Genomic DNA, 13,572 nt, shown 5'->3' with positions numbered 1-13,572 from the left:
ATGTATCTGGCGTTGTGTTTGGCATTGTTCAACAGTGCGCACGCGGCTGAAGGCGACATGCTGGTGGCGCAGGCAGACCCGACGCTCCTTGCGTTCAACACCAACTTCTTGCATGGCGAAGGCCGCCCGGCCGACTTGAGCGCTGTGCTGTCTTCAGGCAACAGCGTGCCGCCTGGCACATACCGCGTCGAGGTGCAGGTGAATGGCGATCTCGTCGGCCGCCGCGACATCGATTTCCATCAGGACGGCGGAAAGGTCCGTCCGTGCCTAACCGCCCGGATGCTGCACGATGTGGGCGTCAATCTCGGTGCCATCACGCCGCCACTGGATGTGCAGAGCCAAGCGTGTATCGACTTGCCTCGGCTAATGGATCAAGCGGCCGTCGATTTCGACTCGGGCCGATTGCGGCTTAACCTGAGCATTCCGCAGGCATTCCTGTCACGTGCAGCGCGTGGCTATGTGGATCCGGCCTTGTGGGACGAGGGTGTTACCGCTGGCTACGTCAACTACCAGTTCAGCGGAACCTACGGCCATGGGCGCATCGGCAAGGACAGCAGCAGTTATTACTTGGGGTTGCAGAACGGCGTGAACATTGGCCGCTGGCGCCTGCGCAATGAATCGACGCTGAGCGGCAGCAACGACGGTCAGACACGTTTCCAGAGCAACCGCACGCTGGTGCAGCGTGACCTTGACGCTATCAAGGGCCAACTGACGCTCGGTGAGCAGTACTCTGATTCCACCCTGTTCGACAGTGTGCGATTTCGCGGCGTGCAAGTCAGCTCAGACGACGCCATGCTGCCCGATAGCGAACGCGGTTATGCACCGGTTGTTCGCGGGCAGGCGGCGACCAACGCCGTTGTGGAAGTGCGTCAGAGTGGCTACGTGCTCTACCGTGCCAACGTACCGCCGGGCCCGTTTCAACTGACTGACATTTTTCCGTCCGGCTCCAACGGCGATCTGGAAATCACCGTCATTGAGGCCGATGGCACCAAGCGCGTCACCCACCAGGCGTTCTCCAGCTTGCCCCTGATGCTCCGCAAGGGGCGCCTGAAGTACAGCTTTGCTGCGGGTCGGTACGATGGTGAGCAAGACACGTCGCCCAATCTGGTCAGTGGATCACTGGTCTATGGCCTGACCGACAACAGCACGGTGGCTGGAGGCTTGCAGGTCGCGCGTGACTTCCAGGCCGTCAACGTGGGCGTTGGTACAAACACCCCGATCGGCGCGCTGTCGTTGGACATCACTCAATCAAGCAGCCGTGCGCAGGGCAAGCGCGACACAGGGCAGAGCGTACGTATCCTGTATGCCAAGACCTTCACACGCACCAACACCAATTTCACGCTCGCCGCCTATCGCTACTCGACCTCGGGCTATCGCACGTTCAACGACCACGTCAACGACGTGAGCAACGCTGGGGGCATCCAGTCCGGCCGTAGCCGCTCCCGCATTGACTTGACGACCAGCCAGGATCTTGGCGGCCCCGAGCGCAAGTACGGCAGCGTCTACCTGAACGTCAGCCAGCAAACCTATTGGAATCAGCCGGGATCCAGCCGCAGTGTCAGTGTGGGCTACGGAAACACCTGGAAGCAGCTGAGCTACAACCTGAGCCTGAGCCAGACCAAGGACACGCGCTTTGGTGGTTACGGCAACAACACGCAGGTCATGCTCACGATGTCGGTTCCGCTCGGCGGCAAGCTTTACTCCCCGCGCGCCTATACCAACGTCAGCCATGACAGCAACGGCAGCACGAACATTCAGAGCGGCCTCAATGGCTTCGTGACGGACAAAACGTCGTACGCCGTGCAGGCCGGCTACACAAACGGTGGGCGCGGCGCTACGGGCGGGGCAAGCATCACCCACGACGCCGATGCGGGGCAGCTTTCGGCCAACGCCAACGTGGCACAGGACTACCAGTCCGCCAGCATGAGTGCCATGGGCGCGGTAGTGGTGCATGGCGGCGGCGTCAACCTGAGCCGTACTGTTGGGGACACCTTTGCGCTGATGAAGATGGAGGGCGTCAAGGGCACGGACGTTCGCACCGAAGGCGGTATTCCAGTCAGTCGCAATGGCTACGCGGTGGTGACTTTTGCGCAGCCGTACCGCTTGAACGCACTGCGTCCTGACACGCATAACCTGGGTGCCGACGTCGAGCTCGAAGATACGGTCAAACAGGTGGTGCCACGCCGTGGTGCCATCGTGCAGGCGACCTTCCGCGGGGTCAGCGGACGGCGTGCCCAGTTCGCGCTGCAACTGGCGGATGGCAAGCCGGTGCCATTCGGCGCCAACGTGGAAGACGCGCAAACGGGTAAGCAGCTTGGCATCGCAGACCCCGCCGGCAAGGCATTCGTCCTTCTGCAAGAGGAAAAAGGCATGCTGACCGTGAAGTGGAAAGACGGCCAGTGTCAGGCGCCCTACGCGTTGTCCGAGGCGCAGGCGGGGCAGAACTATCAGCGACAAACGCTGCATTGCCGCTAGCGATCCACAGGACCGGTGCCGGCATCCGGACATCGCGGTGCTTTGTCGATTGCGCCAGCGGGCGTTTCTGTTCAGACACCGCCTTGTACTCGCACTGCCTGAATAGGAGTCAAAGAAGATGCATGAGTCGAGAAGGTTTAGAAAACGATACGGTATTAGCGCGTACCGGTCGGAACTCAGATCGGTTTTGTTGGCCGACAACAAGCCGGCTTGCCCACGCATGCTCGCCACCAAGCTAACGCACGGCGCCTTTGGTCGTTTGCTGCACGCACTGCGACGGACTACATCTTCGCTGTTGGTCCTGATCCCTGCGCTGGGATTTGGCTTGATCGTCCCGGCCCATGCCACGCTTGTAATTGGGGGGACTCGGGTCATCTATCCGGAAGCATACAAAAGCGTCACCGTGTCAGTGAGTAATCACGACGAAGAGCCGGTGCTGATGCAAAGCTGGATGACCGACGCGCGTGACGAGGCCCATCCCGCGATTCCGTTCGCAATTGCCGAACCGTTGGTCAAGATCGAGCCGGGTCGAAGCAATGGTGTGCGCATCTTCTACGCGGGTGACGGGATGCCGCCAGACAGGGAGTCGATGTTCTTTCTGAACATCGTGGGGATTCCTGTGAAACCGGCAATGCAAAACGCCGTTCAGTTCGCAATCAAGCAACGACTGAAACTGTTCTATCGCCCCAAGGCACTGCACGGCACTGTGTCCGACGCTGTTGCCGCACTGCGTTGGCAGATCGATCGGGACCGCCTCGAAGTCGTCAACGCGAGTCCGTTTCATGTGTCATTGATCGATCTGGACGTGCAGTGGCAAGACGGGCACCTGCTCGTGTCTGACTATGTGTTGCTTCAACCCGGCGCGACCAAACGGTTTGACGTAACGCTACCGCGCGCGATAGGGCGCAAGAACCTGCGCTTTGTCGAGATCAACGATGTCGGTCTGCAAGTGCCACACGAAATTGACCTTCACTAAACGCGATTCCCCCAACGAGAAATTGCGACGAATATGTTCAGAATCCTTTTCCTTCTAGTGTTTTCGCTCACATGGCTGCCTGCCACGAGTTTCGCCTTGATGTGTAAGGCGGACGACAGCGCGAAAAGCGTCACCATCACGGAGCCGATCGGCGTGGTTTTGGCGGTGCCGGCCGACGCACCCGACGGAACCATCATATGGGAGTCGCCTACCCGAACCATCAACGTCATTTGTTCCGACAACCTCGACGTCGGGCAGGAGGGGGTCTATTTCTATGTCAACCCGGCCAAAGTGAGCGTTGGAACCGGAATTCGCGTGGGAATCCGTTACAAGGGTGTCCCGATTACATTGGAGACCGGGCGGTACTTTACAGGCCATAACACGTGGGAAGGATGCACCTGGGCGAACTGCACGGGCTGGCGAGAAGCACGGTTTTCGCTGACCTTCTCGGTGTTTGTGCAGAAGTATGGCGCGACCCCCTCAACAGGGCAGGCAACAACCGCCACAAGCTATCGGACCTTCCAGCTGGACGGCTCTGGGGGGCTGAACAATGTACAGGACAGCAATCTCAACTACGTACTCACTGGCTTGGATAACGTACGTTTTGTTCCGTGTTCGCCCCAACTTTCGATTTCACCAGGCACGGTGGATTTTGGTGAGGTATTTGTGCTGGGTGCAACAGTGGGCGGGGTCGCGGCGAGCAAGCGGGTCAACCTGAATCTGCAACGCGCCTGTACGACACCTTACACGGTCAACGCGCGTTTCACGCCCACGGCCGGAACTGTCGTGGACGGCCTGTTGGTCCCGGAAAAAAACGACTCCATCGGGATTTCGATCTTGCGCTCAGAGACTCAGGAGAAGCTGGCCTTCAACGATTGGTTCAAGTTGACGGACATGAGCGGATCGACCCCGGCCTCGATCGATCTCAACACGCAACTGATCTGGCGCAAGAAGCCCGTGGCTGGTCCCTTCAATGCGGCTGTGTTGATCGATATGTACTACAAGTGACGTCGTAGCTCTTCATGAAACGGCGCGATCGATCTTCGCCCGCTAGCGAGGGCTGTGATCGTTCCATAAGAGTGCCTCGCGTACATCAACATGGGGCACGCTCCATGGCGTCGAATGACGCAGTACCGCCACCACCACGACAACTACAAAAAAAGGGGGGCGGCTAACAGCGGACGCGGGCACCACTGTTTCGAAACACCCACCCGCAGAAAGACTGGGTAGGAGTCGCTCATTGACCCTGCTGAGGCGCCTGGCAGGGTAATAGCGGCAAGGCTTCTTCGACGAGGGATGCCAATAAGCGAGATCGCTTCTCAAGCTAGGAACAGCAAGTGGCAACGCACAGTTCGTGATGTGCTATGCCTTAGCGGAATTCGATAGAAGTGGTAGGGGTGTTTCGATAAAGAAGGAATATGGAGTTTGGCTATGAAGGGTAAAATCCCGAGTCTTTTGATAATGCTGTTCAATTCCCTGTTGAGACATACGCGCACGGCGTTAGCACTATCGTTGTTGATCGGTTCTGTGGCACCAGCACGCACCCTCTGCTCCTTCGATTCAGGCTATTCCACTGGGGTCATGACTTATACGCTTCCTTCTAACCTGGTTGTGCCGCGTAATGCGACGATTGGCACGGTTATTTGGACATCGCCGCTGCAAACTGTGCCAAGCACACAGAAATGGGGATGTAATACATACTGGATGCTTGGAATGGTGAACGCTGTTGGTGCCACGGCAAACGCAGCGACCCCGTCTTATCTTCCCATTGGTAATACCGGATTGGCGTGGGTTTTCGGAACTTATAATGATATTGCTTACGGGGTTTCGTTTCCGAATAATAGTTATGTAATGTCGGCTACGCAAAATTTCAGCATCAAAATCGTAGCGATCGGTCCTATTAAAGCCGGGGCAAGAATTCAGCAGGGCGTTCTCGGGAGTTTGAGCGCGGGCGGAGACGTTGCCATCTATACGATCAAGGCAGGCAATACCGTCTCTGTTTCAGCGCTCACCTGCAAAACGCCCGGCGTCACGGTAAAGATGGGCGATAAGAATTATTTGAGCTTGTTCCAGGGCGCTGGCACAACGCTGGCACCGGTCAACTTCTCGATTGCCCTCAATGAGTGTCCGGCGGGCATCAGCAAGGTGTCATACCAGCTAGTACCCAACACGCAAATCCTCGATGCTGCGCGCTCGGTCATCGCCCTTGATGCCGATTCCACCGCCAAAGGTGTCGGCTTGCAGTTGCTGACCAATGCAGGCAACCCGCTGCCGCTGAAGACGAATATCCAATTCGGGGGATACAGCAAACTGGGCGGCAATTTCAACATTCCGCTGAAGGCGGCCTACCGTCAAACCGAATCGGCGGTTGGGCCGGGCACGGCAAACAGTTCTGTCACTTTTGTGATGAGTTACGAGTAGCCAGCCCAAGGTGGTTTGATAAATCCAGGGCTGCTGCTGTGGCCGCGCATCTTTGCGCGGCACCGTGGGCTTCGCAGTCCATCCGGACACGCGGCCACATTGCAACCTTGTTTCGAAGCACTGCTGGAAGCGATATCAGAACCGTGGCGGTGGTCCGCCACCACTACGGGATGGCCGGTTGCCTGCGCCTCGGGGGAGGGAGGCGGCGCGGGTTCCGCCGATGGAAGCACGCAAGAAAAAACCCCGACCGGAATGGGTCGGGGTTCTGATATTGGTGGAGCCGGCGGGAATCGAACCCGCGTCCGCAAGCCCTCCACAGAGAGTTCTACATACTTAGTTCTGTCATTTGATTTAACCGCCGCATCGCGGACGAACACGCTCTACGACGGCGATTCACTAAGTTTTCGTCTCTAGGCCCGTGACTCACCTAGAGCTTATCTGACGTAGATGACCTCGCTAGTCTTTCGACCCTAGCCCGTCAGCGAGCCAGTGCGAGGACGGCGGCCCTTAGGCTGCCAGTGCGTAACGTTCGTCGTTAGCAGTTATTGCATTCCCATTGATTAACGAGGTGACGGGTCCTCGGTATGCCCTCCACTGCTTCGCAACCCACGTCGAAACCAGGTCGGCCCCAGTAAGGAGGTGTCGATTATCCCATAGATGGGCTACTTCAGCGAGAAATCAACCCGCGTCGTCTTGCCCTTGTCCTTGATGCCTTCGGCGGTCAGCTTCGGCGCTACGACGAAGAGGCGCCCCGGATCCACACGTTCCGCCAGCGCCACATGCACCGCATTCGCCCGACGCTGGGCAAGCTCCCGCAGATCCGCATCCGTCACTTGTACATTGGTTTCCATCAGCTTGCGCATTTCATCGGGCGGCAAGGACTTGGCCAGGCCGATCACGTTGCGGGGTTTCGGGAATTTTGCGGCTTTATACGCGCGTTCAAGGTACTTGTTCTCTTCTTCCGGCTTGACCGTCGTATCGGCTTCGGCGGAGTCGCCTGCATCCTTGAGTTTCTGTTCACGGATCTGACGGTTCACTGCCTCCCGGCGCAGGCCATCACGATCAAACTCCGGGTCGACGCGGCCGACGATGTCGACCTTGAGCGCCGGGCGGTCCTTGAGTGCAGTGGCGAGCTTGTCAAGCTTGGCGAAGGACGCTTGGGTGATGTCCGAAGTGCCCGGATCAAACTCGATGTAGCCGAGTTCTTCGCCGCCGCTGCCGCCGAATGCGCTGGCGAGCAAGGAGAACGGCGCCGTCACGGCGCGCGCAATGAGGTTGACGAACGCACGCAGGATGACGCCGCCGATGCTGAACTGCGGGTCATCGAGTGAGCCCGACACTGGTACGCGCACGTCGATCTCGCCACGAGAATTCTTCAGCAGCGCCACCGCCAAGCGCACCGGCAGATTGGTGGCGTCTTTGCTTTCTACGCGATCGCCGAAGGTTAGCTGGTCGATGAAGATGTGGTTGTCGGCGGTCAACTTGCCCTGGTCGAGCAAGTAGTGCAGATCCATCGTGAGCTTGCCCTTGGTGATCGGGTAGCCGGCGTATTTGGCAGAGTAGGGCGTGAGGTTGGTCAGCTCCACGCCGTCGGCCTTGGCAGTGAGATCCACAAAGGCCGTGGGCGCGAGCGGGTTGACCTTGCCGTGGATGTCCACCGGTGCTGTGCCATCGACACTGCCGCGCAACGTTACGTCGGCAGGTGTCTGGTTGGCGGCGGTGCTGATCGTGCCGATCGAGCCGCCGATGGCCGTGAGGTTGGCGGTGTAGTTCGGTTTGACGAAGTTATCCGTGAACCGGATGTTGCCATCCTGCAGCGTGATGGCATCAACACGCAAGTCGGCGCTGCCCGCTTTGGGCGTGGTGGGACCAGTGGCTGTTACGGTTACGGCCGACGCAGGCGCTGGAACTGGGGCCGAAGCTACCGCCGGCGCGGCTGCCGGGGCGGAAGCGGCGGCAGCCGATGCTGATGCAGGTTCGCTTTGCGTCAGCGATCGGCGCTCCTCGGTCGGCTGCACGCGGATATCCTGCAGGTTCAGGCGGCCGTTCGGGTTGATGATGATCCGCGCGTAGAACGTCGAAAGCGCAACGGCGCCCACCCGCACGCGCGGTGTGGTGCCGTCGTAATTCGCCTGGATGCGGTTCAGCGCGAGCGAGCGCCAGCGCAAGAAGTCATCCGAGCTCACGCGGTCTTGCAGGCGCACGTTGCCCAGCGTCGCGTTGCCTTGGTAGTTCACCGTCAGCGCTTTGCCCTGATTCAGCACAAGGCGTCCATCCATCGACAGCAGCGCGCTCGTGATCGCAGCATTCAAAGATTTGTCCAGATACGGGTCGAAGCCCGCCAGCGACAGGTTTTGCGAGTTCACGCGCAGGTCGGCCTTCAGCGGCTGTGGTACCACCTCGCCGCGCACATCGAGCTTGCCTTTGGCGCCCAGCCCCGCACCAATCTGCACATTGACGGGCTTGCCGAGATCGGTCGACGCGTTCTGCACGACCACGTTCAGCGGTTCGACACGCACCTTGACCAGGCGCGAATTGGATTGGTCTTCAAAGCCGACGGCGCTGTTGTCCAGCTTCAGCGTCTGCACGGTCACAGCCCAGGGTTTTTCGGCCGGGGCGTTCGACTTGGTGCTGGGTTTGACCGGCGCCGCCGATTTGCCCGCTGCAGTGCCCGCCACCGGCTGCGGGCCATCGAGCAGGGTCAACGTGGTCGTACCATCCTTCTTGCGTAGCGCGTCGATCTGCAGGCCGTCGGCACGCACTTCGTTCAGTGCGATGGTGCGGGTGCTCAGGTCGAAGCTCTTTACATCGGCGCGCAGCAGCTTGGCGCGCAGCGCGGTATCTTTGCCCGTGGCGGGCGCCAGCGACAGGTCGGCCAGGCTTGCGGTCAGCGGCTCCGCGCGCACGTTGAATTTGTCCGGCCCGAAGTCGAGCGCCACCTTGCCGTCGGCCGACAGCGCGCCGTTCTGCAATTGCGGTGCGCCCGCCTGGCGCAGATACGGGCCGATGCCGGCCAGCTTCACGCCGTCCAGCTTCAGTTCCAGCTCGCCGGTGTTTTTCTCCAGCGATGTGTTCCCCTTGACGTTAAGCGTGCCGCCTTGCGCCAGCTTGGCACCCACATCGAGCGTGGTCGGACCGCCCAACGTGCGCACGCCAATGTCGCCGTGGAGGTCTTCCAGTGTCAGGTCGGCAGCCGGCTGCGTGGTCGCGTCTCGCCAATGGACCGTGCTGTTCGCCACTTGCAGCTTGCTGACCACCACATCCAAGGGCTTCGGCTTGGCGGTCGGCGTTGGCTCTGCCTTGGCAGCATTCGCTTCGGCAGGTACGGGTTTGCCGCCGAGTTGCGCGAAATTGATCGCTCCATCTGCACCACGCGTGGCATCGACGCGCACGCCATCCAGCGTCAGCGCGTCGAGGTGGAATACGTTGTCGAGCGGGCGTACGTCGCTCAACGTTGCGCGCACCTGTTTGGCGGCCACCAGGGGCGCTTTCTTGGCGTCGACCACTTCCAGGTTGTCGAGGCCGGTCGTGCCGTGCACGCGCAGCACCGGCGCGCCGCTCTTCGGCTTCTGGAACTCGATCGTCAGGTCGGTCGTGAGCTTGCCCTGCGGCACCGCCACGGGCAACGGGCCGGGCACGTAGCCGAGGTAGCGGGGCAGATCCAGGCCATCAATCTTGACGTTGAGGTTCGATTCGAGCGAATCGGCAAACGGCTTTGTCTTGCCAGCGAAACGCAACGGCGCGCCGTCGATACGCGCTGCCAGCAGCGGTTGCACGAAGATGTCTACGTCGGCTGGCAGGCTCGCCAGGAAAGGTACACCGATCTGCAGACCATCCACCTTGTGCTGCGTACCGAGCGACTGGTCGACAAAATCGATCGCGCCGTTGGTCAACTGCAGATTGGCGAAGACGAAACGCGCCGGCTCGTCCGACTTGGGCTTGGGCGGGTTTTCCGGCTGGCTTAGCCTGTCGGCGATGTCGGAGAAGTTGAAGCGCTGTTCGGCGGTGCGCACGATACGCACCTGCGGCGCCTCGATGCTGAGCTCTTCAATGACGGGCGCGCGGCGGAAGATCGAACTCCACGACGCGTTCACATGCAGATGGCCGACGTCGACAAACGGCGTTTTGCCGTCGCGTTCGGCAATGTGGAGCCGGTCGACATCAAGCCGCAGCGTGTATGGGTTGATGCTGATCTTGCCGACCGAAACCGGCCGTTCCAGCAGCTTGCTGAGCTGGGTTTGAGCCAGGTGGCGCAGCAACGGGGGGCCACCGAATGCGCCCAGCAGCCCGAACACCACCAGGAAGATCAGCACGCCGATCCCGGTGCGCTTGGTGCGCCGCGATGTACCGACCTGAGCCGCGCGTTGCCAGCCTGCCGTACCGCGCACGCGGTCAAGCCGTGCGCGCCAGCCGTTGGTATTCGATTGCTTATCAGGGCGCGAATCGGGGGAGGTGCTCATGCTGGTGTCGGTCCGGCCATGGCGTGGCCTACTTCGTCAGTCGGTCGACCGCCAGGTCCCCGATGGGAGGCGGCGGTCCTGAAAGATGCGAGGCCCAGGCGTTCACCCGGGCATCGTGGTCAAGCGCGTTGCGATTCGAGCAGCAGCGGAATCAGCTCGGCAGCGCTGGCGATCAGCGCATCGGCGCGCCATTCCACGGGTGATGGTCCATTACCACAATAGCCGTAACTGGCTGCAATGGTAGGCATGCCGGCAGCGCGGCCCGCTTCGATATCGCGAAGGTCATCACCCACGTAGACGATCTGCCGTGCATCGACGCCGATGGATTCGGCTGCGTGCAGCAGCGGGGCGGGGTGGGGCTTGGCGTGCGGCGTGGTGTCACCTGCAACGACGCAGGCCGGCGGCACCGGTAATGGCAGCTGTGCAACCAGCGGTACCGTTAGGCGGCCAGACTTGTTGGTGACGATGCCCCAGGGGATACCCGCGCGGCCCAGTTCGACCAGCACGTCGGCCATGCCCGGAAACAACTGCGTGCGCACGCAGATTTCCGCCTCGTAGTTGGCGAGAAACGCCAGCCGTAGCGATTCGAATTCCGCATCCCCCGGCCCAACGCCGAAGGCCACGCCAATCAGCCCGCGGGCACCATGCGAGGCAACCGGGCGCAGCGCTTCGTAGTCCACCGGTTCGAGGCCGCGGTCGGTGCGTACCTTGTTGGCCGCAGCAGCCAGATCGGGGGCCGTGTCCGCAAGCGTGCCGTCCAGGTCGAACAGCACCGCACCCAGCGGACCAGGAAACAGGCGCACCGTCATGCCTCGGCCGGACGGCGCGTCGCCATCAAGTAGTTGACGCTGGTGTCCTTCGCGAGGGCGTAGCGGCCGGTGATAGGGTTGTACTCCAGCCCGCGCATCTCTTGCGCCTGGAGGCCAGCCCCACGTACGAACGCGCTTAGCTCCGAGGGGCGAATGAATTTGGCGTAGTCATGCGTGCCGCGCGGCAGCATGTTCAGGACGTACTCCGCACCAATGACTGCCAGCAGATACGCTTTCGCGTTTCGGTGGATGGTCGAGAAAAACACATAACCGCCCGGCTTCACCAACGTCGCGCACGCGCGCACAATGGATGCCGGATCCGGCACATGTTCGAGCATCTCCATGCAAGTGACGACGTCGATGCTACCTGGCTCGCGTGCGGCCAGTGCTTCTGCGGCGATCTCCTCGTAATCGACGGTAATGCCCGCCTCGAGGCTATGCAGGTCGGCGACACGCAATGCTTTGCGGGACAGATCGATGCCTTTGACGTTGGCACCGGCACGCGCCATGCTCTCTGAAAGGATGCCGCCGCCGCAGCCGACGTCAACGACGCGTTTGCCAGCCAGCGGTGCAATCGACTGAATCCAGTCAAGGCGCAGCGGATTGATTTCGTGCAGGGGTTTGAACTCGCTGTTCGGGTCCCACCAGCGGTGGGCGAGTTCGCTGAATTTTTCGAGTTCGCCGGGATCGGCGTTCGCGTGAGTGGTCGTCATGTTGCGCTGCGCCAGGGCATATCTGCTAGGTGAGGAAATGTACCAAAAAGCGTCGCCCCGACCAAATCACGGGGTTCGCAAAAAGGTTTCACATTGAAACAGAAGTGAACAAACGCGCATGCAATTCCTCCAACTGTCACCTTCGCTCAAGGAGAGATCAATGAAATCCAAACAAATTCTGATAGGACTGGGTGTTGCGAGCCTGACGGCTCTGGCGGGCTGCGCCGCGCCGGGTTACGGCGGTGGCTATAACGGTGGGTATGCTCAACAACCGGCCTATGGCCAGCAACCGGCTTATAGCGGGCAGCCACAGCAAACGGGCGCCCTTTATGGCCGGGTCGAATCGATCCAGCCGATGCAGGCCCCGGCAAATAGTCCGGGTATTTTGGGCACGATCATCGGCGGCGTGGCCGGCGGCATTCTAGGCCATCAGGTTGGCGGCGGTACGGGTAACACAGTCGCGACTATTGGTGGCGCAGCACTTGGCGCCTATGCAGGCAACCAAGTCGAACAGCGCGCCGGAGCGAGTGGTCAAACGGTGTACCGCATTACCGTGCGCCTGGATGATGGCCGCGTCGCGACCGTCACGCAGCGAAACCCGAACAATCTGCGGGTTGGCGATCGCGCTATGGTTGCTAACGACCAGGCGACTCCTTCCTATCAATAAGAAGGGCGGTCATGAGAAAGGGGCATCGGGTGCCCCAAATAGAAAAAGCGATGGCGCATTGGGCGTCATCGCTTTTTTCGTGCCTATTCCCTTAGCAGACCAGCGGAGGGCATCTGCCGATATATAGGCGAAAAAAAGCCCAGCTTTCGCTGGGCTTTTTCCCGGTGTGAACCGAATTACTGAGCCTTGCGGGTGCCGACCACTTCGACGTCCACGCGGCGGTTCGGCTGCTGGCAGGCGATTTGTGCCTTGCGAGTGCCCTTGCACGACTTCGGATCAACCTTCAGCTGGCGCTTGCCCTTGCCTTCCGTGTAGACACGGTTGGCTTCGATGCCCTTGCTGACCAGGTAGCCCTTGACGGCTTCAGCACGACGGACCGACAGGCGGTCGTTGTACTTGTCCGAGCCGAACGAGTCGGTGTGGCCAACGGCGATCACGACTTCCAGGTTGATGCCCTTCAGCTTCGAGACCAGGTCGTCCAGCTTGGCCTTGCCTTCCGGCTTCAGCACAGCCTTGTCGAAATCGAACAGGGTGTCAGCAGCGAACGTAACCTTTTCGCTCGACACAACCGGGGCAGCCGGAGCAGCCGGAGCAGCCGTCGGAGCAGCAGCCGGAGCCAGAGCGCCGTCGCACTGAGCGTTGGCGGTTGCCGGCGTCCAGAAGCCATTGCGCCAGCACAGTTCGTTCGTGCCGTTCTTCCAGACCCACTCGCTCGTGCCGTTACCCCAGTTGTCGTTGACGGCCTTTTTTTCGTAGGGCACCGACTGAGCGTAAGCGGACGCAGCCATGGCTACCGCAGCTGCAGCGAACGCGAGCTTGGCAAATTTTTTCATATTTCTCCTCTCAGGATGAGATCACCGCAGAAGACTGCGAGCAGATGGGACGAAAACAAGTCATACATTCTTCGGAGTATAACATTCTCGGTGTGGTGAAGGCTCCACTTCGAACAATGTCTGCCTCTTCGCTGGGGGATTGTGCCACAAGCACGCACTCCTAAAAAGCAAATATAAGCGATTCGAACGGGGCACCACGGCCTTGTGGTGTGTACGCA

General features: G+C 60.5%; 9 protein-coding genes and 1 other RNA gene. 5 read left to right on the top strand and 5 right to left on the bottom strand.

Translation table 11 applies throughout. The features are described from left to right. The first annotated feature begins 18 nt into the window (after positions 1-18). From BG83_RS0108345 to BG83_RS28620, 4 genes are all read left to right on the top strand, one after another. The gene (locus BG83_RS0108345; RefSeq protein WP_235193168.1) at positions 19-2,475 is read left to right on the top strand and encodes a fimbria/pilus outer membrane usher protein; all 2,457 of its coding nucleotides are present in this window, start codon (positions 19-21) and stop codon (positions 2,473-2,475) included. Positions 2,476-2,695: 220 nt separating this feature from the next. Further along, on the top strand, positions 2,696-3,451 hold the full coding sequence (locus BG83_RS0108340; protein WP_160169392.1) for a molecular chaperone: 756 nt from the start codon (positions 2,696-2,698) through the stop codon (positions 3,449-3,451). Positions 3,452-3,484: 33 nt separating this feature from the next. Next, a complete protein-coding gene (locus tag BG83_RS0108335; RefSeq protein WP_024976280.1) occupies positions 3,485-4,459 on the top strand; it encodes a fimbrial protein in 975 nt (324 codons plus the stop codon). A 423-nt stretch (positions 4,460-4,882) separates the two neighbouring features. After that, on the top strand, positions 4,883-5,872 hold the full coding sequence (locus BG83_RS28620) for a fimbrial protein (RefSeq protein WP_152543683.1): 990 nt from the start codon (positions 4,883-4,885) through the stop codon (positions 5,870-5,872). A 272-nt stretch (positions 5,873-6,144) separates the two neighbouring features. Here the strand turns inward: BG83_RS28620 and ssrA are convergent. From ssrA to ubiG, 4 genes are all read right to left on the bottom strand, one after another. Further along, positions 6,145-6,502, bottom strand: a transfer-messenger RNA (tmRNA) gene (ssrA, locus tag BG83_RS28615). Positions 6,503-6,534: 32 nt separating this feature from the next. Beyond that, positions 6,535-10,332 carry a DUF748 domain-containing protein gene (locus tag BG83_RS0108325; RefSeq protein ID WP_024976278.1) on the bottom strand — a complete coding sequence of 1,266 codons (3,798 nt, stop codon included), beginning with the start codon at positions 10,330-10,332 and terminating at the stop codon, positions 6,535-6,537. 119 nt (positions 10,333-10,451) lie between these two features. Continuing rightward, entirely contained in the window at positions 10,452-11,141 is a 690-nt protein-coding gene (locus tag BG83_RS0108320) for an HAD-IA family hydrolase (protein ID WP_024976277.1), read from the bottom strand. Beyond that, complete coding sequence (gene ubiG, locus BG83_RS0108315; protein ID WP_024976276.1) at positions 11,138-11,854, bottom strand: bifunctional 2-polyprenyl-6-hydroxyphenol methylase/3-demethylubiquinol 3-O-methyltransferase UbiG; 717 nt, start codon at positions 11,852-11,854, stop codon at positions 11,138-11,140. The genes BG83_RS0108320 and ubiG overlap by 4 nt, the downstream gene beginning before the upstream one ends. 160 nt (positions 11,855-12,014) lie before the next feature. On the opposite strand from ubiG, the gene BG83_RS0108310 reads away from it, so the two are divergent. Beyond that, positions 12,015-12,521 (top strand): glycine zipper 2TM domain-containing protein, encoded by a 507-nt coding sequence (locus BG83_RS0108310; protein WP_024976275.1) that lies wholly within the window; start codon positions 12,015-12,017, stop codon positions 12,519-12,521. Positions 12,522-12,697: 176 nt separating this feature from the next. Here BG83_RS0108310 and ompA read toward each other — a convergent pair whose 3' ends face one another. Beyond that, positions 12,698-13,354 carry an outer membrane protein OmpA gene (ompA, locus tag BG83_RS0108305; protein WP_024976274.1) on the bottom strand — a complete coding sequence of 219 codons (657 nt, stop codon included), beginning with the start codon at positions 13,352-13,354 and terminating at the stop codon, positions 12,698-12,700. Positions 13,355-13,572 lie beyond the last annotated feature (218 nt).

The sequence above is a fragment of the Ralstonia pickettii genome, from assembly GCF_000607165.1.
GTDB classification, from domain to species: Bacteria; Pseudomonadota; Gammaproteobacteria; order Burkholderiales; family Burkholderiaceae; genus Ralstonia; species Ralstonia holmesii.
This window is presented reverse-complemented; position numbering and strand designations above follow the sequence as displayed.

Bases quoted from the DNA above. Each gene is read 5' to 3' on its own strand.
- BG83_RS0108320 (WP_024976277.1), bottom strand. From the start codon at position 11,141: ATGACGGTGCGCCTGTTTCCTGGTCCGCTGGGTGCGGTGCTGTTCGAC.
- BG83_RS0108310 (WP_024976275.1), top strand. From the start codon at position 12,015: ATGAAATCCAAACAAATTCTGATAGGACTGGGTGTTGCGAGCCTGACG.
- BG83_RS0108340 (WP_160169392.1), top strand. From the start codon at position 2,696: ATGCTCGCCACCAAGCTAACGCACGGCGCCTTTGGTCGTTTGCTGCAC.
- BG83_RS0108325 (WP_024976278.1), bottom strand. From the start codon at position 10,332: ATGAGCACCTCCCCCGATTCGCGCCCTGATAAGCAATCGAATACCAAC.
- BG83_RS28620 (WP_152543683.1), top strand. From the start codon at position 4,883: ATGAAGGGTAAAATCCCGAGTCTTTTGATAATGCTGTTCAATTCCCTG.
- ubiG (WP_024976276.1), bottom strand. From the start codon at position 11,854: ATGACGACCACTCACGCGAACGCCGATCCCGGCGAACTCGAAAAATTC.
- ompA (WP_024976274.1), bottom strand. From the start codon at position 13,354: ATGAAAAAATTTGCCAAGCTCGCGTTCGCTGCAGCTGCGGTAGCCATG.
- BG83_RS0108335 (WP_024976280.1), top strand. From the start codon at position 3,485: ATGTTCAGAATCCTTTTCCTTCTAGTGTTTTCGCTCACATGGCTGCCT.